The 19416-nt window shown below is 71.1% G+C and carries 18 protein-coding genes and 2 tRNA genes; 5 read left to right on the top strand and 15 right to left on the bottom strand.

The window, feature by feature from the left end:
• Positions 1-7 precede the first annotated feature (7 nt).
• The 4 genes from LMH63_RS04080 to LMH63_RS04065 all read right to left on the bottom strand — a co-directional run bounded on the left by LMH63_RS04080 (position 8) and on the right by LMH63_RS04065 (position 2999).
• Entirely contained in the window at positions 8-874 is an 867-nt protein-coding gene (locus LMH63_RS04080; RefSeq protein WP_109676023.1) for a PA4780 family RIO1-like protein kinase, read from the bottom strand.
• 79 nt (positions 875-953) lie between these two features.
• Positions 954-1325, bottom strand: coding sequence for a YajD family HNH nuclease (locus LMH63_RS04075; RefSeq protein WP_109676025.1), 372 nt, complete (start codon positions 1323-1325; stop codon positions 954-956).
• 103 nt (positions 1326-1428) lie between these two features.
• Positions 1429-1617 carry a hypothetical protein gene (locus tag LMH63_RS04070; protein ID WP_109676027.1) on the bottom strand — a complete coding sequence of 63 codons (189 nt, stop codon included), beginning with the start codon at positions 1615-1617 and terminating at the stop codon, positions 1429-1431.
• Between the two features lie 116 nt (positions 1618-1733).
• Positions 1734-2999 carry a DEAD/DEAH box helicase gene (locus LMH63_RS04065; RefSeq protein ID WP_229332722.1) on the bottom strand — a complete coding sequence of 422 codons (1266 nt, stop codon included), beginning with the start codon at positions 2997-2999 and terminating at the stop codon, positions 1734-1736.
• A gap of 340 nt (positions 3000-3339) precedes the next feature.
• On the opposite strand from LMH63_RS04065, the gene LMH63_RS04060 reads away from it, so the two are divergent.
• On the top strand, positions 3340-6204 hold the full coding sequence (locus LMH63_RS04060; protein ID WP_109676029.1) for a sensor domain-containing protein: 2865 nt from the start codon (positions 3340-3342) through the stop codon (positions 6202-6204).
• 4 nt (positions 6205-6208) lie between these two features.
• Here LMH63_RS04060 and LMH63_RS04055 read toward each other — a convergent pair.
• From LMH63_RS04055 to LMH63_RS04015, 9 genes are all read right to left on the bottom strand, one after another.
• Positions 6209-6285, bottom strand: a tRNA-Met gene (locus tag LMH63_RS04055).
• Positions 6286-6361: 76 nt separating this feature from the next.
• A complete protein-coding gene (ychF, locus tag LMH63_RS04050; protein WP_109676031.1) occupies positions 6362-7453 on the bottom strand; it encodes a redox-regulated ATPase YchF in 1092 nt (363 codons plus the stop codon).
• A 126-nt stretch (positions 7454-7579) separates the two neighbouring features.
• Entirely contained in the window at positions 7580-8173 is a 594-nt protein-coding gene (gene pth / locus LMH63_RS04045) for an aminoacyl-tRNA hydrolase (protein WP_109676033.1), read from the bottom strand.
• 95 nt (positions 8174-8268) lie between these two features.
• Positions 8269-8988, bottom strand: a complete 720-nt coding sequence (locus LMH63_RS04040; RefSeq protein ID WP_109676035.1) for a 50S ribosomal protein L25/general stress protein Ctc — start codon at positions 8986-8988, stop codon at positions 8269-8271.
• Positions 8989-9189: 201 nt separating this feature from the next.
• Positions 9190-10128: a ribose-phosphate diphosphokinase gene (locus LMH63_RS04035; protein WP_109676037.1), complete on the bottom strand. Its 939-nt coding sequence runs from the start codon at positions 10126-10128 to the stop codon at positions 9190-9192.
• A gap of 73 nt (positions 10129-10201) precedes the next feature.
• A tRNA-Gln gene (locus tag LMH63_RS04030) sits at positions 10202-10276 on the bottom strand.
• Entirely contained in the window at positions 10256-11146 is an 891-nt protein-coding gene (gene ispE / locus LMH63_RS04025; RefSeq protein ID WP_109676039.1) for a 4-(cytidine 5'-diphospho)-2-C-methyl-D-erythritol kinase, read from the bottom strand. Before ispE ends, LMH63_RS04030 begins: the two co-directional genes overlap by 21 nt.
• Complete coding sequence (gene lolB, locus LMH63_RS04020) at positions 11143-11766, bottom strand: lipoprotein insertase outer membrane protein LolB (RefSeq protein WP_109676041.1); 624 nt, start codon at positions 11764-11766, stop codon at positions 11143-11145. Before lolB ends, ispE begins: the two co-directional genes overlap by 4 nt.
• On the bottom strand, positions 11763-13463 hold the full coding sequence (locus LMH63_RS04015; protein WP_109676043.1) for a tetratricopeptide repeat protein: 1701 nt from the start codon (positions 13461-13463) through the stop codon (positions 11763-11765). Before LMH63_RS04015 ends, lolB begins: the two co-directional genes overlap by 4 nt.
• 166 nt (positions 13464-13629) lie before the next feature.
• Here LMH63_RS04015 and hemA point away from each other — a divergent pair, with 166 nt between their 5' ends.
• A complete protein-coding gene (hemA, locus tag LMH63_RS04010; RefSeq protein ID WP_109676045.1) occupies positions 13630-14919 on the top strand; it encodes a glutamyl-tRNA reductase in 1290 nt (429 codons plus the stop codon).
• The gene (gene prfA / locus LMH63_RS04005; protein ID WP_109676047.1) at positions 14916-16004 is read left to right on the top strand and encodes a peptide chain release factor 1; all 1089 of its coding nucleotides are present in this window, start codon (positions 14916-14918) and stop codon (positions 16002-16004) included. Before hemA ends, prfA begins: the two co-directional genes overlap by 4 nt.
• A 219-nt stretch (positions 16005-16223) precedes the next feature.
• Here the strand turns inward: prfA and dksA are convergent, their stop codons facing one another.
• Together dksA and LMH63_RS03995 are read right to left on the bottom strand one after the other, a co-directional pair.
• Positions 16224-16655 carry an RNA polymerase-binding protein DksA gene (gene dksA / locus LMH63_RS04000; RefSeq protein WP_109676049.1) on the bottom strand — a complete coding sequence of 144 codons (432 nt, stop codon included), beginning with the start codon at positions 16653-16655 and terminating at the stop codon, positions 16224-16226.
• Between the two features lie 205 nt (positions 16656-16860).
• A complete protein-coding gene (locus tag LMH63_RS03995; RefSeq protein ID WP_109676051.1) occupies positions 16861-17931 on the bottom strand; it encodes a 3-deoxy-7-phosphoheptulonate synthase in 1071 nt (356 codons plus the stop codon).
• 153 nt (positions 17932-18084) lie between these two features.
• Here LMH63_RS03995 and LMH63_RS03990 point away from each other — a divergent pair, with 153 nt between their 5' ends.
• Both LMH63_RS03990 and prmC read left to right on the top strand, forming a co-directional pair.
• Positions 18085-18351, top strand: a complete 267-nt coding sequence (locus LMH63_RS03990; protein WP_109676053.1) for a Trm112 family protein — start codon at positions 18085-18087, stop codon at positions 18349-18351.
• Between the two features lie 23 nt (positions 18352-18374).
• Positions 18375-19256 (top strand): peptide chain release factor N(5)-glutamine methyltransferase, encoded by an 882-nt coding sequence (prmC, locus tag LMH63_RS03985; RefSeq protein WP_109676055.1) that lies wholly within the window; start codon positions 18375-18377, stop codon positions 19254-19256.
• Positions 19257-19416 lie beyond the last annotated feature (160 nt).

Here is a 19416-nt window from a genome sequence, read left to right as displayed (position 1 = left end):
CCCGGTATCAGCCGGTCTCCTCGTCCTCGTCGTCCTCGTCAAAGGCGCGATCGCCGAGCAGGGCCTCGGCCCGCGCTGCCTCGATCGCGCGCAGCACCGCGGCGACGTCGGGGGTATGCACCTCGGCCTCAAAACGGCCGGTGAGCTCGGTGTGCGGGGTCAGCCGGCCGGCCTCGTAGAGCGACCAGATCTCCCCTGCATAGTCGGTATCCGCCAGATCCGGCGTGAACTGGGCGAAATAGTCCGTGAGATGGTCGACGTCCCGCACCAGCAGCCGGCAGGCGTTGTTGTTGCCCGCGGCGTCCACCGCCTGGGGCAGGTCGATGATCACCGGTCCGGCGGCATCCACCAGCACGTTGTACTCGGAAAGGTCACCGTGGATGAGCCCGGCGCAGAGCATGCGCACCACCTCGTGCATCAGCGTCCGGTGCCACGCCAGGGCCTGATCGGCGCTCGGCAGGATGGTGTCGAGGCGCGGCGCCGCGGCGCCATCGGCATCTGTCACCAGCTCCATGAGCAGCACGCCGTCGACGAAGAGGTGGGGCCGCGGCACCCGCACGCCGGCGTCGGCCAGGCGGTACAGCGCCCCCACCTCGGCGCTCTGCCACTCCGCTTCCTCGGCCTCGCGGCCATAGCGCGTGCCCCGCGCCATGGCCCGGGCGCGCCGGGTGTTGCGCACCCGGCGCCCCTCGCCGTACTCGGCGCGCTGGCGGAAGCCGCGCTCCTGGGCCGCCTTGTAGACCTTGGCGCAGCACACCTCGCCGCCGGCGCGGACCACGTAGACGGCCGCCTCTTTGCCGCTCTTCAACGGCCGCACGACCTCGTCGACGAGGCCGTCCTCGATCAGGGGCTGGAGGCGTTTCGGTGTCTTCATTCGCTATCGCTGGTCGCGCGGCGAGCCTGTCGCCGCAATGCGGGTGGTGCCGGGGCTGTCGCCCGCGGGAGGCCGCCACTCAGGGCTTGCGCCCGAGGAGCTCCGCCAGCCCGGCCAGGCCCTTGTGGGTTCCGGTGGCAGAGCCCGTGCCGTCGGCATCCGTGCCGCGGGCCTCCACCGCACGGCGGTGCTCGTCGTCGTGGCAGTAGAGGCAGAGCAGCTCCCAGTTGCTGCCGTCCGGGGGATTGTGGTCGTGGTTGTGATCGCGGTGGTGCACCGTGAGCTCGTGCACGTTGGCACGGGTGAAGCTGCGACCGCAGCGGCCGCACACCCAGGGCAGCCGTTGCAGGGCCTGCTCCCGATAGCCCTGGGCGCGCTCGGTCCGGGCCCGCTGGGTCTGGGCGACCAGCGCATCCAGACGCGCACTGTCCGGCTGACGACGACGGGGCATAATGAACCCTCCGCAAGCGGCTCCGTAGGCAGTCTAACGCGCCTGCCGGTGCGCTGCGGAGCCCCAGGACCGATGCCGCCGGACGGCGCCCTGCCGGGACGGCTCAGTGGCCGGACGGCTCAACGGCTGGCGCCGTCGGGGCCGATTCCCCGGGGGCATCCCCGGCGGCCTGCTCGTCGCCCTCCTCCACGGTGCCCTTGCGGGCGAGGCGGCGCTGGGCCTTCTCGTCCTTCTTGCGCTGCTTGTCCAGCTCGCGCTGGCGCTTCTCGAAACGGAAATTCGTTTTGGCCATAGGGCTCTCGCCTCCCAATGCAGGGTCTGGCCCGGATATCCCAGCGAATCACGGCTGCGGGCGCGGATCTCCAGGGCTGGTCGAGCCGGCACAGCGCCGGCCCGACGCCATGAATCTCAGGCGCTGGCGGGGCGACGACGGGGCGCACCCCGGGCCGGGCCGCTCCCCCGGCGGGGGCCGCCGCGGCCACGCCCCGGGCGCTCACTGCCGCCCCGCGGCTCCGGATAGCGGGGCTCGAGGCCGCTCAGCACGGCCCGCTCGAGGCGCTGCCCGGTAAGGCGCTCGATGCGCGCCAGGCGCGGCCAGTCCTGCCGGCCAATGAGCGAGATCGCCGTGCCCTGATCGCCGCCCCGCCCCGTGCGCCCGATGCGGTGGACGTAGTCCTCCGGCGAGTTCGGCAGATCGAAGTTGATCACCAGACCCAGGGTGCGGATATCCAGCCCGCGCGCGGCGACGTCGGTCGCCACCATCACCCGCACCCGGCCGCCGCGCAGCTGCTCGACGGCACGCCGGCGCTCGTGCTGGCTCATGTCGCCGTGCAGCGCGTTGCTGCGATGCCCTTCGTCGCGCAGCCGCGAGGCCAGGGCGTCGGCGCCGCGCTTGGTGGACGTGAACACCAGCGCCTGGCCCTCGCTGCCCTCCCGCAGCAGGCGGTCCAGCAGGGCATGCTTATGGTCGAGGTGGTCGGCCTGATGCACGCGCTGGGTGATGTCCTCGTGGCGGGCCGTGACCGCCGTCATCTCGAGGCGGACCGGCTCCCGCAGCAGGCGGTCGGCGACCCGCTTCACCGCGCCCTCGAAGGTCGCGGAGAACAGCAGCGTCTGGCGGTCCTGCGGCGTCGCCGCGGCGATGCGCTCGACGGCGTCGACGAACCCCATGTCGAGCATGCGGTCGGCCTCGTCCAGCACGAGCAGCTCGAGCCGGGAGAAGTCGACGCGGCCGCGCTCCATGTGATCCATCAGGCGCCCGGGGGTCGCCACCAGCAGATCCAGGGGCTGGCGCAGCAGCCGCTGCTGCGGCGGGTAGGGCATGCCGCCCACCACGGCGCCGCCGCTGAGGCGGGTGAAGCGGCCCAGCTCGCCGATGGCCTCGGAGACCTGGGTCGCCAGCTCGCGGGTCGGCGTCAGCACCAGCACCCGGGGGCCGCGCCCGGCGCGGGCCGGCGGGGTCAGCAGGCGCTGCAGGGCCGGCAGCACGAAGGCGGCCGTCTTGCCCGTGCCGGTCTGGGCCGAGGCCATCAGGTCCTTGCCAGCAAGCGCCAGCGGGATGGCCTCGCGCTGAATGTCGCTGGGGGTGTCGAAGCCGCAGCGGGTCACCGCGCGCAGCAGGATCGGATCGAGATTGAGGCTATCGAAGGACAACACGAACTCCATGGCCGCCATGGCGGCAAATCGGGAAATGGCAGAAACCGGCAAGGCACGGCGCCGAGAGGGCGCTTAGACGTCGCTTACCGGCGGCCAGGAGTCGGCTGGACAGGGGCGAGAGACGCGGCGTGACAGGCCGGGGAAGCATAACAGTTGAACCCCCAACTGCCTAATCCGGTCCATCCTGCCGACGCGCTGCGGCGACTTTACCCGCCGGGCCGGCGGCCGATACCTCTTGCGTAGTACGCGCGGCCCGCTGTCCGCCGGGCCGCACAGCACCTCTGAACCTCGCACCGCCTCAGGCGTGCTGCGGCCCCCGGGTCGCGGAAGGTACGTCTGTTGCCCGGAGATCCGGTTGATGTCCTGGTTTGCCGATACGCTGCCCGCCTTCATGCCCCACGGCCACTGCTACTACTGGCGAGCCGACCTGCTCTCGCTGCACCTCGGCGCCGACGCCGTCATCGCCCTGTCCTACTTCTCGATCCCGCTCGCCATGGGGCATCTGGTACTGCGGCGCCGGGACGTGGTGTTCGATCGCGTATTCCTGATGTTCGCCGCGTTCATTCTGCTCTGCGGGGTCACGCACGTGCTGGGGGCGGTGACCATCTGGCAGCCGCTCTACTACAGCGAGGGCCTCGTCAAGCTCGCCACCGCGGCGGTCTCCGCCACCACCGCCGTCGCCCTCTGGCGGCTGATGCCCAAGGCCATCGCGCTACCGAGCCATCACCAGCTGCAGGAGCTCGCCGATCAGCGCGAGGCCGCGCGGGATCAGGCCCGCGAGACCCAGCACGAGCTGCGGCTGATCCTCGACACCGTGGGCGAGGGTATCTGCCGCGTCGATCGAGGCGGCCGCATCTGGTTCGCCAACCGGGCGTACCTGGCACTCCTCGGCACCGACGAGGGCGAGGTGCGGGGTCGACACTACCGGGAGGTGCTCCGGATAAGCACGGCCGACGAGCACCGACCGCCCCATGACCCGGTCGCTCACGCCCTCGCCGAGGGCGGCACGGACGCCGCCGAGGCGGTGATCGTCACCCGGCCGGACGGTGACCGCTTCCCGGCCGACCTGCAGGCGACGCCGCTGCGGGACGCCGACGGCACCGCGGCGGGGGCGGTGATCGCGCTGCGCGACCTCACCGAGGAGCGCGCCCAGCAGGGCCGCCTCGCCCGCTACCACAGCCTGCTGGAGAAGACCAACCGGCTCGCGCGGGTGGGCGCGTGGTCCTACGACATCGATGCCAGCGAGCTGTGGTGGTCCGACATCACCTGCCGCCTGTTCGGCCACCCGCCGGGCCATCAGCCCGGTCTCGACGAGGCGTTCGGCCATTTCCCCGAAGGCGGCCCTCGCCAGGAGCTGCTGGCCGCCTTCGGGCGCTGCCTGCGCTCCGGGCTGCACTACGACCTGGAACTGCCGCTGCAGACCAACGGGGGCGGCGAGCGCCGGGTGCGCGTGCTGGGCGAGCCGGAATACGACGGCACGCGGCCGGTGCGGGTTCTCGGCGCCATCCAGGACATCACCGACCTGCGCGCGGCCGAGGCCGCGAGCCGCGAGCGCGAGGCGCGCCTTGCCGGAATCTCACGCCACGCCCCCGGCGTGCCCTTCGAGCTCCACTGCCAGCGCGACACGGGCAGGGCCTGGCTGCCCTATCTCGGCGACCGCGCGCCGCAGATCCTCGGGGTCAGCCAGGAGCAGGTGGCGGGCGATATCGGCCCGTTGCTGCAACGGGTGGTACCCGAGGATCGCGACACCCTGCTCGGGGTGTTGCGCGACCGCGCCGATGCCCCGCCGGGCGAGCCGCTGGACTTCCGCATCGACTTCGCCGAGGCCGACGGCGCGGTGCGCCGGGAGTGGCTGCAGGCGGTGGCGACCGCGGAAGTGCGCGCGGGCGGCCTGCAGGTCTGGCGCGGCTTCCTCACCAACGTCACCCGGCGCAAGCGCATGGAGGCGGAGCTGCGTCAGCTCGCCTATTACGACAGCCTCACCGGGCTGCCCAACCGCCTGATGCTGGAGGATCACCTGGCCCAGGCGGTGGCGCGGGTACGGCGCGCGGCGGCCACCGTGGCCGTGCTCTATCTGGATGTCGATGACTTCAAGAACATCAACGACGGCTGGGGCCACGGCGTCGGCGACGACGCCCTGCGGGCCTTCGCCGAGCGAGTGGCGGACGTGATGCCGGCAGAGGCCTGGCTGGCGCGCATCGGCGGCGACGAACTCGTGCTCGTGCTCGAGCCGGCCCGTGAGGGGGCCGTTACCGCGCTGGTCGAGCGGCTGCGGGCAAGCCTTCAGCGCCCGGTCACCGCCGGCCGGCACGGCTTCGCGCTGCGCGTGAGCATCGGCGCGGCCTGCTTCCCGGCGGATGCGCGCGACGCCGAGCGGCTGCTGCAGTACGCCGACGCCGCCGTCTACCAGGCGAAGCGCGAGGGCGGCAATGGCACCGCATGGTACCGCCGCGCCCTCACCGAGGAGGCCCTGGACCGGGTGCACCTGGAGGGCGAGCTGCGCCATGCCCTTGGCGGCACCGGCCTGCGTCTGGCCCTGCAGGACATCCATCACCTTGCCGACAGCAGCGTCGCCGGCGCCGAGGCGCTGGTGCGCTGGCACCACCCCGCGGAGGGCTGGATCTCGCCCGGGCGCTTCATCCCCATGGCCGAGGCCACCGGCCTCATCCAGCCCCTGGGCGAGGCCATGCTCCACGCCGTCGGCCGCCACCTGGCCGCCACCCACGACCTGCCACGGGGCTACCGCGTGAGCGTCAACGTCTCCCCGCGCGAGCTGGAACGGCCCGACTTCGTGGCCCGGCTCGAGGCGGTGCTGGAGGCGACGGGCGCCCGCCCCGAGGGCCTGGAGCTGGAGGTCACCGAGCAGGCCTTCGTGCGGCGGGAATCGGCGATCATCGACGCCCTGGATCGCGTGCGCGGGCTCGGCGTCACCGTCGCCATCGACGACTTCGGCACCGGCTTCGCCTCCCTCCAGTACCTGAAGCGCCTGCCCGTGGACAAGCTCAAGATCGACCGCACCTTCGTGCACGGGATACCCGAGGACCGGGACAACCTCACCATCGTGCGCACCGCCTACGCGCTCGCCGAGCAGTTCGGTCTGCTGGTGGTGGCCGAGGGCGTGGAGACCGAGGCCGAGGCGGACGCCCTGCGGCAGATTGGGGTCACCCTCGCCCAGGGCTTCCTGTTCGCGCGACCGCGAGTGGTACGTGGGCTGGAGGAGTGAGTAGTGGTGGCTACGGGTGGATTCGAACCACCGACTCCCACATTATGAGTGTGGTGCTCTAACCAACTGAGCTACGTAGCCACGAAAGGCAGGCTGCGAAGTATCCAGACGGGGTCATGGGGTGTCAACCGCGGCGCCGGCTCTCGGCCGTGCCGGCTCAGACGTTGAAGCGGAAGTGGCAGACGTCGCCCTCCCGCATCACGTATTCCTTGCCCTCGAGGCGCATGCGGCCGCTGTCCTTGGCGGCCTGCTCGCCGCCGGCGGCGATGAACTCGTCGTAGGCGATGACCTCGGCCCGGATAAAGCCGCGCTGGAAGTCGGTGTGGATACGCCCGGCGGCCTCCGGCGCCGTGGCGCCGCGAGGCACGGTCCATGCGCGCACCTCCTTGGGCCCGGCAGTGAAGAAGGTCAGCAGCCCGAGCAGCTCATAGCCGGCGCGGATGACGCGATTCAGCCCCGGCTCCTCGAGCCCGTACTCGGCAAGGAACTCGGCCTTCTCGGCATCGTCGAGCTGGGCAAGCTCGGCCTCGATGGCGGCGCAGACCGGAACGACGGGCGCGCCCTCCCGCGCTGCCAGCTCGCGGACGGCGTCGAGCTGCGCATTGTCGCTGAAGCCGTCTTCGGTGACGTTGGCGACGTACAGCACGGGCTTGGCGGTGAGCAGATGCAGCTCCGCGAGGGCCTCGCGCCCGGCGTCGTCCAGCTCCTGGGCACGTACCGGCACCCCGGCATCAAGGCCCCGGGCCACGGCGGCCAGGCTGTCCCGGGCGGCGATGGCGAACTTCTCCGCCGACTTCGCCCGGCGCTCATAGCGCTGCCGGGCCCGCTCGACGGTCTCCAGGTCGGCGAGCATGAGCTCGGTGTTGATGGTCTCGATATCCGCCACCGGGTCCACGCGGCCCTCGACGTGATGCACGTCCTCGCTCTCGAAGCAGCGCACCACGTGCGCTACGGCATCGGTCTCGCGGATGTTGGCGAGGAACTGGTTGCCGAGCCCCTCCCCGCGCGAGGCACCGGCGACCAGCCCCGCGATATCGACGAATTCCATGGTGGTGGGCACCACCTTCTGCGGCCGCACCAGCGCCGCCAGCCGCTCCAGGCGCGGATCCGGCACCGGCACGATGCCGACGTTGGGGTCGATGGTGCAGAACGGATAGTTCTCCGCCGGAATCTCGTTGCGCGTGAGCGCATTGAAGAGCGTCGACTTGCCCACGTTGGGGAGGCCGACGATGCCGCATTTGAAGCCCATAGGGACGCCACCGCGTAGTTGATAGTTCAAAGTTCAAGGTTCAAAGACCGCATGGCATAGCCAGTGCCGAGGCGCCCGCTCCAGCGGTCTTTGAACTTTGAACCTGCAACCTTGAACTCCTGCCTTTCATCCACTGTGAAGCGCCTGAAAGGCACGATCCCACTCGCCCTCGAGCAGCCAGGGCAGGGCCTCGCAGGCCTCGGCGATGGCGTCGTCGATGGCGGCGCGCTCGGCCTTGCCCGGGGCGCTGAGAACGTAGGGGACCACCAGGTCGCTGCTGCCGGGATGGCCGACGCCGAGGCGCAGGCGCGCGAACTCACGCGTGCCCAGGGCCGCGGCAATGTCGCGCAGGCCATTGTGGCCGCCGTGACCACCGCCACGCTTGAGGCGGACGCTGCCCGGGGGCAGGTCGATCTCGTCATGGACGACCAGGATCGAGGCCGGAGCCAGCCGGAAGAAGCCGGCATAGGCCGCCACCGCCCGGCCGCTGTGGTTCATGTACGTCGAGGGCCGCAGCAGAGGCAGCTCATGGCCGGCGACGCGGATGCGCCCGAGCTCGCCGTGGAACTTGCGCTCGCTGCGCAGGGCGCCGCCGTGGCGGCGCAACAGCTCGTCCAGCAGCCAGTAGCCCGCGTTGTGCCGTGTCGCCTCGTAGCGCGGCCCGGGATTGCCCAGGCCGACCACAAGGCTTATGGGCGCATTGGCGGAAACGGCTGACATGGGGTTCACCTATCGCACCGATCCGCCACTGCAGGCGGGGATCCGGCGGCCGGTCCGGCGCATTGCCCCGGACCGCGGCATCCCGCAACGGGGGCTCAGCCCTCGTCGCGCTTCGCCTCGTCCTCGCCGCCCTCGGCCTCCTCGCTGGCAGAGCCCTCTTCGGCGCTGCCCTCGGCCTCGGTCTCGCCCGCGGCCTCCTCGGCGGCCGCTTCCTCGTCCTCTTCCACCACCTTGCGCGGCTGGTGGATGCTGACGAGCACCGGGTCGTGATCGCTCTCGGGGTCCAGCCCCGGGAACACGACACCCTCGGGTGGGGTAATGTCGGAGAGATGGATGGACTCGCCGAGGCCGAGCTCGGCGATGTCCACGTCGATGGCCGCCGGCAGGTTCTCGGGCAGGCACTCCACCTCGAGCTCGATAAGGTCGTGGTGGACCAGACCGCCCTCGAGCTTCACGCCCTTGGCGTCTTCCTGGTTGAGGAAGTGGATCGGCACGTGCTGGCGCATCTTCTCGCCGGCGCGGATGCGCAGCAGGTCCATGTGCGTGACCAGCGGCTTGAACGGATGGCGCTGCAGATCCTTGAGGATGACCCGCTCGGTCCGCTTGCCCTTCACCTTGACGTCCAGGAGCTGGGAGAAGAAGGCCTCCTCACGCATCAGGCGCAGCACCTGCTCCTCGTCGAAGGTGAGGGACACCGGGTCCTTGCCGGCACCATAGATGATGCCCGGGATCTGCTTCGCACGGCGCAGGCGGCGGCTCGCACCTTTGCCCTGGTCCGTGCGAACGGTAGCGTCGAGCTTGAGTTCGACCGTCATGGGTTGTGGATCTCCGTTGTGGTCAATGAGCCGCGCATTGGCGGCCGGCCACCCCCGCGACCAGAGGTGGGCCTTCGGGAAAGTTCAAGGTTCCCAGTTCAAAGTTCAAAGACTCGCTCCGCGCGGCCGCAAGCCTTATCGGGGCGTTCGGAGGCGGTCTTTGAACTTTGGACTTTGAACTTGCAACTCTCTTCGTGGACATCAGTCCACGAAGAGCTCACTTACCGACTCGTCGTTGTTCACCCGCCGCATGGTCTCGGCGAGCATCTCCGCGAGGGGGAGCTGCCGGATCTTGGGGCAGGCCTCCGCCGCCGGCGACAGCGGGATGCTGTCGGTGACCGCAAGCTCGTCCAGGTGACTGTTGCTGATGCGCTCGATGGCCGGGCCCGAGAGCACGGCGTGGGTGATATACGCCACCACGTGATCAGCGCCCTTGTCCTTCAGCGCCTTGGCCGCCTCGCACAGGGTCCCGGCGGTATCCACGATATCGTCGACGATGATGCAGGTCTTGTCGCGCACATCGCCGATGATGTTCATCACCTGCAGCTCGTTCGCCCGCGGGCGGCGCTTGTCGATGATGGCGAGCTCGGCGTCGTCCAGGCGCTTCGCGATGGCGCGGGCGCGCACCACGCCGCCCACGTCCGGCGAGACCACGATCTTGCGGGGGTGGACCTGGCGCCAGATGTCGCCGAGCAGCACCGGCGAGGCATAGACATTGTCCACCGGAATATTGAAGAAGCCCTGGATCTGGTCGGCGTGCAGATCGACGGTGACCACCCGGTTGATGCCGGCGGTGGTGATCATGTCCGCGGCGAGCTTGGCCGAGATCGGCACGCGCTGGGAGCGCGGGCGGCGGTCCTGGCGGGCGTAGCCATAGTAAGGGATCACCGCTGTAATGCGCGCGGCCGAGGAGCGGCGCAGCGCATCGGCGATCACCAGCAGCTCCATGAGATTGTCGTTGGTGGGCTGGCAGGTGGGCTGGATGATGAACACGTCGCGCCCGCGGACGTGCTCGTTAATCTCTACCTGCACCTCGCCGTCACTGAACCGCGAGACGATGGCGTCGCCGAGGCGGATCTTGAGATGAGCGGCCACGGAACGGGCCAGCACGGGATTGGCGTTCCCGGAGAACACCATCATGCGTCCGTTTTCGATCACGGTGAAACCCTGTGGCGTCTGCTGTCGTCGATGGGCCTGACGGCGATTCGGAAATTGGCTGGGGCGGCAGGATTCGAACCTGCGAATGCGGGGATCAAAACCCCGTGCCTTACCGCTTGGCTACGCCCCAGTGGTCGGTACACGCACCCGCCGACTCGGCGCCTTGCGGGCCGTCCCGCAACGGCGAGCGGTTCACGGCGCGACTCACCCAGGTCCGCAGACCTGCCCCCAGGCGCGCCTGCGCTGCGCGGGCCGCGGCCGCGTCGCCAAAGGTGACAAACGCGCAGCCTCCGGTGCCCGTCAGGCGCGGCTCGCCGACGCGCGCGAGCGCATCCAGCATTCGCGCCACCTCCGGATAGAGGCGACGCACCACCGGCTCGCAGTCGTTGCCGGCCTCCCCCGCGTCAAGGGCGCGTATTGTTATATGGCCTCGAGAACGTGTCAATTTGCGGTCAGCGAATACCGCGCCGGTGGCCACGGGAACACCGGGGTCGGCCAGCAGCAGCCAGGGTTCGTCCACGGTCAGCGGCGTCAGGCGCTCGCCCACGCCCTCCGCCCAGGCGGCGCGGCCGTGGACGAACACCGGCACGTCGGCGCCGAGACGCAGACCCAGCGCGGCGAGCCGCGCCGACCCGAGCTGCAGGCCCCAGAGCCGGTCGAGCGCCACCAGCGTGGTGGCGGCGTCCGAGCTGCCGCCGCCGAGCCCTGCGCCCGCGGGGATGCGCTTGCGCAGGTGGATGCGCACGCCCCGGTCCACCCCGGCCTCCGCCTGCAGCAGCCGCGCCGCCCGTACCACCAGATCCTGCGACTCGGCCACCTCGGTCAGCCCGCCACGGCGGGAGATGCGGCCATCCCTGGTGGGCTCGAAGGCGAGCCAGTCCACCGGCTCGACGAACTGGAACAGGGTCTGGAGCTCATGGTAGCCGTCCGGGCGACGGCCGGTAACGTGCAGGAAGCGGTTGATCTTCGCGGGCGCGGGCCACCAGCCGCCAGCACTCACTCGGCCAGCTCCCACTGCCGCACCACCAGCCGCACCAGCACGTCCTCACGGCTGACCTCCAGGCGCTGCGGCAGCCGATACTCGCCCACCTCCGTGAAGCCCTCGTAGCGGACCACCCAGCCTTCCTGCTCCAGGCGCTGGGGCAGGCCCTCGGCGCCCACGCGCACCTGGCCCCCGAGCCAGGGCACGGGCCGGGCACGCACCCACCAGCGCAGGTATTCCACCGGAAGGTCGTAGCCGGTTACCGCCCGCACCAGCTCGCGGGCACTGCCGGCGCGGTGGACGCTGCCGTCCCCGGTACGCAGCGTCACCTGGTCCGCCTCGCCTTCCACACGCACCGCGCCCGCGCCGAAGGCGCCCCGCAGATCGATGCGGTAGCGGTCCGGGGCCTCGCGCCAGAACAGGCTCGCGGTGGCGCCGTCGCCGCCAACCCGCAGCGCCGTGCGCCCCTGCAGCTGCCAGGCGTCCGGCGCCAGGGGCGGCGCCCAGTCCTCCACGGCGAGCCGCTCGCCATCCCGATCCGGTTGCGGTGCCACCACGGCGCAGCCGCCGAGCAGCAGCGTCGCCGCCAGCGGCAGCACGGCACGCCACAGCGCCCGGAGCCGCCGGTGGCCGCTCATGGCAGCAACCGCTCCATGGTCTCCCGCAGGACCGGGTGATCGGGGTGCTCGGCGAGCGCGGACTGCCAGATCTCGCGGGCCTGCTCGCGGCGGCCGAGCTGCCAGAGGACCTCCCCGAGATGCGCCGCGATCTCCGGGTCCGGGGCCATGTCGTAGGCGCGCTCGAGGTATTCCCGGGCCTCCTCCAGATCCCCGCGCCGGTAGGCGGCCCAGCCCATGCTGTCGATGATCGCCGGGTCGCCCGGCTGCAGGGCATAGGCGCGCTCTATGAGCTCACTGCCCTCGGCGATGCGCTCGGTGCGGTCCACAAGCGTGTAGCCGAGGGCGTTCAGGGCGTGGGCGTTCTCCGGATCCTGCTCGATGATCCGCCGGAGGTCCTCCTCCGCTGTCGGGAGCCGCTCGCGCATGATGTTGCTCATCGCCCGGCCGTAGAGCAGATCGGCATCATCGGGATAGGCCTCGAGCCCGCGGCTCAGGACCTCCACGCTCTCCGCAAGGCGGCCGGCCTCGCGCAGCACCTCGCCCTCGATGGCCCACGCCCGTGGGGCCAGGCTGCCGTTGCCGTCGCGCAGCTCGGCCAGATGGCGCCGCGCCGCGGCAATCCGCCCCTGCCCTGCCATCACCACGGCGATGCGCAGCTGCGCCTCGCCACGGTACTCGCCCCCCGTGCGCTCGTAGCGCGCCAGTGCCGTCGACAGATCGCCCTCGATCTCCGCCAGGCGGCCGAGGTAGTAGCTGGCCACGTCCTCCTGTCCGCGCTGCTCGCGCAGCCGCTGCAGGGTCTGCCGGGCGAAGTCGAGCCGCCCGCTCTCCAGCGCGAGCAGGGCCGCCGAGTAGAGCACCTGCGGGTCGTCCGGCCGCGCCGCCACCAGCCGCTCGAACTGATCGAGGGCGTCGACGTTGCGCCCCAGGCCGACCAGCAGCCGGGCGTAACGCAGACGCAGCTGCTCGCTATCCGGCGCCTCGTCCAGCAGCGCGCGCACGGCGCTGACGGCAGCGTCCTCGCGCTCCAGCGCCATGAGCACGTCCACCTCGAGCAGCCGTGCCGCCGTCCAGTCGGGCCGCTGCTCGAGGGCGCCACGCACCGCCTGCAGGGCCCGCGCCGGACGCTCCAGGGCGAGCGCCACCCTTGCCAGCGCAAGCTGCGCGCCCGGCGAATCCGGATAGGTCTCGGCCAGCCGCTCGGCCACAGCCAGCGCCGTGCGGCTGCGCGCGTCGTCGGCCAGCAGGCCGCCGATCTGCGCGATGGCCTGCTCGCGCTCCTCCGCTGCCTCGGGCAGCGTCTCGGTCAGCGCTGCAAAGGCGGCATCCGCGTCACCCTCACGCAGGTGCAGCAGCCCGAGCAGGCGGCGTGCGTCCGCGGACTCCGGTTCCAGCTCGAGCCAGCGCTGCGTCGCCGCCAGGGCCTGCTCCGGCGCCTCGGCATAGAGCGCGATGCGGGCGGCCCGCTCGGCCACCGCCGGATCGCCGCTGCGCTCGGCGGCGCGCCGGTAGGATTCCGCCGCCAGGGCGACGTCGCCCCGGGCGCCGGCCAGCTCGCCTACCAGGACGTTGTAGAGTACCGACTCCTCCGGCGGCGGGCCGAGAGAGTCCGGCGCCGGCACCGGCCCGGTGTCGGGGGCGGCCTGGTCGGCTGGTCCGGCGGCACATGCGGCGAGCAGGGCCAGGAACAGTAGAGCGAGCAACGGGCGGTGCATGCCTGCGCCTCGAGCGGGTGGATGTTCCAGCGGACCCGGGCGGGGGCCCGCGTCGCCACTATACCGGCCCACCGGTGCCGCGACGACCGGGTGCCCGGTTGATCCGTCCCTTGTGTTCGACCATTGCTCCCCTACAATCTGCGACTCATCTTTCGGCCACAGTTCGATGCCAGTCGTCACCCTCGGTCTCAATCACAAGACTGCCCCGCTCGAGGTTCGCGAGCAGGTGGTATTCCCCGCCGAGCGGCTCGACGAAGCCCTGGCTGCACTCTCCCGACGCCCCGGCGTGCGGGAAGCTGCGGTGCTGTCCACCTGCAACCGCACCGAGATCTACGCCGTGCTCGCCCCGGAGGCGACGCCGTCCGTGCTGCAGCGCTGGCTGGAGCACGAGCACCGCCTGGCAGCGGAGTGGCTCTCGCCCTATCTGTACGTGCACCGCGGCCGGGCGGCCGTCTCCCATCTGCTCTCGGTGGCGGCAGGGCTGGACTCGCTGGTGCTCGGGGAGCCGCAGATCTTCGGCCAGGCGAAGCTCGCCTACCACTCCGCGAATCGCCACGGCCTGCTCGGGCGCACCCTGGAGCGGCTGTTCCAGCACGCGTTCTCGGTGGCCAAGCAGGTGCGCACCGATACCGAGATCGGCGCCCATCCGGTGTCCGTGGCCTTCGCCGCGGTGACGCTGGCGCGCCAGATCTTCGGCGACATGGACCGGCGCACGGCGCTGCTCATCGGCGCCGGCGAGACCGTGGAGCTCACGGCCAGGCACCTGCGCGAGCAGGGTCTGACCCGGCTGCTGGTGGCCAACCGCAGCCTGGAGCGGGCGCGGCGCATCGCCGAGGGCTATGGTGGCGAGGCGCTCGAGCTCGCGGACATTCCCCGCCGGCTCACCGAGTGCGATATCGTCGTCGCCTCCACTGCCAGCGCGCTGCCCATTCTCGGCAAGGGCAGCGTCGAGCGCGCCCTGCGCCAGCGCAAGCACCGCCCGATGTTCATGGTGGACGTGGCGGTGCCCCGGGACATCGAGCCGGAGGTGGGCGATCTCGCCGATGTCTACCTCTACACCATCGACGATCTGCGCAGCGTCATCGACGACAGCCTGCGCTCGCGCGAGGCGGCGGCCCGTCAGGCGGAGTCCATCGTGACCGCCCAGACCGAGCGCTTCATGGACTGGCTGCGTACCCTGGACGCCGTGGGCGCCATCCGGCGCTACCGCCAGCAGGCCGAGCGCGAGCGCGAGCAGGTGCTGCAGTGGGCCCGGCGCCAGCTCGCCGCCGGGCATGATCCGGAGCAGGTCATGCAGGAGCTCTCGCGCCGGCTCACCCGCAAGCTGCTGCATGCGCCCACCCTGGGCCTGCGCGAGGCGGCCCGCAGCGGCGACCCGCTGACCATTCGCATCAGCCACCGTACCCTCGGCGTGGAGGACGACGCCGACGAGGACGGCAACGGACAGGACGCATGAATCCAAGCCTTCGCAACAAGCTCGAGCAGCTGCGCGAGCGCCACGAAGAGATCGAGGCGCTGCTGGCGGACCCGGACGTAATCGGCGAGCAGAAGCGCTTCACCCGCCTGTCCCAGGAATACTCGCGGCTGCAGCCGCTGGTGCAGGCCCTGGCCGAGTACCGCGCGGCGGAATCGGACCTTGCCGCCGCCGAGGAGATGGCCCGGGATGCCGATGCCGACATGCGCGAGCTCGCCGAGGACGAGGCGGGGGATGCACGCGCGCGCCTCGAGCAGCTCGAGCGCCGGCTGAAGGTGCTCATGCTTCCGCGCGACCCGAACGACGAGCGCAACACCTATCTCGAGATCCGCGCCGGCACGGGCGGCGACGAGGCGGCGCTGTTCGCGGGGGATCTGCTGCGCATGTATCTGCGCTACGCCGAGCAGCGCGGCTGGCGTACGGAGATGATCAGCGAGAGCCACGGCGAGCAGGGCGGGTACCGCGAGGTGATCGTGCGCATCAGCGGCGACGGCGTGTACTCGCGGCTGAAGTTCGAGTCCGGCGCCCACCGGGTGCAGCGCGTGCCGGCCACCGAGTCCCAGGGCCGCATCCATACCTCGGCCTGCACGGTGGCGGTGCTGCCGGAGGCCGAGGAGCTGGACGAGATCACCGTGAACCCCGCCGAGCTCAAGGTGGACACCTTCCGCGCCTCGGGCGCCGGCGGCCAGCACGTGAACAAGACGGACTCGGCGGTCCGCGTCACTCACCTGCCCACGGGCATCGTGGTGGAGTGCCAGGACGAGCGCTCGCAGCACAAGAACCGCGCCAAGGCGCTGGCGTTCCTGCAGGCGCGGCTGATGGACCGGGAGCGCGAGGCCGCGGTGCAGGAGCGCAGCGAGGCCCGGCGCCTGCTGGTGGGCAGCGGCGACCGCTCGGAGCGCATCCGCACCTACAACTTCCCCCAGGGCCGGGTCACCGACCACCGCATCAACCTCACGCTCTACAAGCTGGAGGAGATCCTGGCAGGGAACCTGGACCCGGTCATCGACCCGCTGGTGAGCGAGCACCAGGCGGACCAGCTGGCGGCGCTCGCCGACGAGGCCTGACCAGCCCTCGGTCTTTCCACCGGATCCGCGAGGCCTAGAACGCTTTTGGGGGTGGGTGCGGGGCGAAGCGGTGTATCTCCCGCCGGGACACTCGGCCTCGCGGGACGCGCCCTCCCATGCCCCAATGCAGGGCACGGATGTCGCCGGGCAGTGGCCCGTAGTAAAAAGGCCGGCCGCCCCGAAGGACGGCCGGCCTGATAAAGCAGGCGTGATGGCGGGTTACGCCACGCGCTGCTTCTCCTTGATCTCCTCCAGCGTCTTGCAGTCCACGCAGAGCGTTGCCGTGGGCCGCGCCTCCAGCCGGCGCAGGCCGATCTCGACGCCGCACTGGTCGCAGAAGCCGTAGTCGTCCTTTCGGATGCGCTCCAGCGTCTCGTCGATCTTGCGGATGAGCTTGCGCTCGCGGTCCCGTGTGCGCAGCTCCAGCGCGAATTCCTCCTCCTGAGTCGCCCGGTCCGCCGGATCGGCGTAGTTGTTGGCGTCATCGCGCATGTGGCTCACCGTGCGCTCGACCTCCTCCTGGAGCTGGCGCTTCCACGCGAGCAGGATCTGGCGGAAATGCTCCAGCTGCTCCTCGTTCATGTACTCCTCGCCCTCAGCGGGCTCGTAAGGCGCAATGCCCCTGATCGGCAGAGAGGTCTTGTCGGCCATCGTTATGGTCCTCCGTTCGGGCGGTGGCCCGCCTCCCGGTCAACACCGGGTCCTGTCGCAACACGGCCGCGCCCCGCGCGACCGGCGCCGCATGCCTGCCGTGCCTCACCCCGGGGCCGCGGCACGGGCCATGCGAGGGCTGATTCAACCTCCGGTGCGTGCATAGCGTCAACCCCGCGCGTCTGGGATCGGGTACCGCGCAACGCTAGCCGGCCCTTGCCGGCAGCGGCTCTGCAAGACGCTCGTTGGCGTCGCGCAGAATGCGCTCGGTGGTCGGCCAGTCGATGCAGGCATCGGTGATGGAGACGCCGTACTCGAGCGCGGCCGGGTCGTCGCCGAGCTTCTGGTTGCCCCAGCCGATGTTGCTCTCGATCATCACGCCGACGATGGAGCGGTTGCCCTCGATGATCTGGTTGACGAGATTGTCCAGCACCAGGGGCTGCAGGGCCGGGTCCTTGTTCGAGTTGGCGTGGCTGCAGTCGACCATGAGCTTGACGGGCAGGTCGGCATCGGCCAGCTCCTTCTCGCACAGGGCGATGCTCACGGAGTCGTAGTTCGGCTGCTTGCCGCCGCGCAGGACCACGTGGCCGTAACGGTTGCCGCGGGTGCGGATCACCGCCGAACGCCCCTCCTGGGTGATGCCCAGGAAGCTGTGCGGGCTCGACGCCGAGCGCAGGGCATTGATCGCCACGTCCAGGCTGCCGTCGGTCCCGTTCTTGAAGCCCACCGCCGTGGACAGGCCGCTCGCCATCTCGCGGTGGGTCTGGCTCTCGGTGGTGCGGGCGCCGATGGCGGTCCAGCTGATCAGGTCCCCCAGATACTGGGGAGTGATCGGATCCAGCGCCTCGGTGCCGGCGGGCAGGCCGAGCTCGGCGATGTGCAGCAGCAGCTCACGAGCGCGGTAGAGCCCCTCCTCGATGTGGAAGGAGTCATCCATGTAGGGGTCATTGATGAGCCCCTTCCAGCCCACCGTGGTGCGCGGCTTCTCGAAGTAGACCCGCATGACGACGTACAGGCTGTCGGCGAGCTCGTCGTGCAGCGCCTTGAGGCGCCGCGCATAGTCCTTGGCGGCCTCGACGTCGTGAATCGAGCACGGGCCGATGACCACCAGCAGCCGAGGGTCGCGGCCATCGAGGATGTCCTGCACCACGTTGCGGCCCTGCTCCACCGTCTCCCGGGCGCGCGCGGACAGCGGCAGGCGGCCCTTGACCTCGGCCGGCGTCGGCAGGAGCTCCTGGGCAAGGACGTTGAGGTTGTCGATAGGGGCGTCGCTCATGGGGAATCTCTTCGCTCTCGTCGCCGCGGGCGGGGCGTCCATAGTAATGGTCGCGCCCCGCCTTGGCTACGCGCGGGGGTGCGGGCGGCGGGTTCTGGTATCCTGCCGGGAAACCGATGGCGGGCGGCCCCGGAGGCCGCGGGAAGGGGTTCGATGGCGATCGATCGCAAGCTGCTGGACGTGCTCTGCTGCCCGGTGACCAAGCACCCGGTGCGCCCCATGACCCGGGACGAGCTGCAACGCCTGAACGAGGCCATCGCCGGCGGCGGCGTACGCTATCTGGACGACACGCCGGTTGAGCAGCCGCTGGACGAGGGGCTGATCACCGAGAACGAGGAGCGCGTCTACCGCGTTGACGACGGCATTCCGGTGATGCTGGAGGACCGCGCCATCGCGCTGCGCGCCGCCGGCCTGAAGTGACCGCCGCCGCGAATCGGTGACGGATGCGGGCCAGGACGCGCTCATTCGGCGACGCCCTCGGCGAGGGCCGGCGCGCGCTGGCGGGGTCCAGTCCGAGCGCGGACCGGGATGCCGAGCTGCTCCTGCTGGCGGTAAGCGGGGCCAGCCGGGTCGCGCTGCGGGCCTATCCGGAGCGTCTCCTGGATGCCGACGCCCTCGCCCGCTTCCGGACGCTGGTCGCCCGTCGCGCGGAAGGCTGGCCAGTGGCCTATCTGCTCGGCCGGCAGGGGTTCCGGGACCTCGACCTGACGGTCTCCCCGGAGGTCCTGATCCCGCGCCCGGAGACCGAGCTGCTGCTGGAGCTGGCCCTGGCCGAGCCGTTCCGCCGGGCGCTGGATCTCGGCACCGGTAGCGGGGCGCTGGCCCTCGGGCTGGCCCGCGGGCATTCCCGGGCGCGCATCACGGCGGTGGAGCGCAGCACCGGGGCACTCGCGGTCGCACGGGGCAACGGCGAGCGTCTCGGCCTCGCACACATCGACTGGCGCGCCGGCGACTGGTATGCACCCGTGGCCGGCGAGCGGTTCGATCTGATCGTCGCCAACCCGCCCTACATTGCCGACTCCGAGCCGGAGCCACACCAGGGCGACGCCCGCTTCGAGCCACGGGCCGCCCTGATCGCCGGCCCCACCGGCCTGGAGGCCCTGCAGCAGGTCATCGCCGGCGCTCCGGCGCACCTGCTCGCCGCCGGCCGCCTGCTGGTGGAACACGGCTACCGCCAGGGCGCACCGGTCCGCGCCCTGTTCGCCGCCGCCGAGTTCCTGGAGATCACCACCCACCGCGACCTCGCCGGCCACGAACGCGTCACGGCCGGGCAACTCGCGGGGCCGAGGGACTTCGATCACGACCGTGCGCCGCAGGGGGCATGAGCGGGGTTGGGATTCAACACAACGACACAACGAGCACAACGAGTCACAACGGAAGAAGTTGTTTTTTGGAGCAGTCGCTCGGCCTGCCGAGCCTGCGTGCCGTAAGTAGTTCGCGCCGGCTGCTGCGGTAACGTGGTACGGGGCCACCCTTGGATTGATC

The organism is Spiribacter halobius, from assembly GCF_020883455.1.
GTDB classification, from domain to species: domain Bacteria; phylum Pseudomonadota; class Gammaproteobacteria; order Nitrococcales; family Nitrococcaceae; genus Sediminicurvatus; species Sediminicurvatus halobius.
This window is presented reverse-complemented; position numbering and strand designations above follow the sequence as displayed.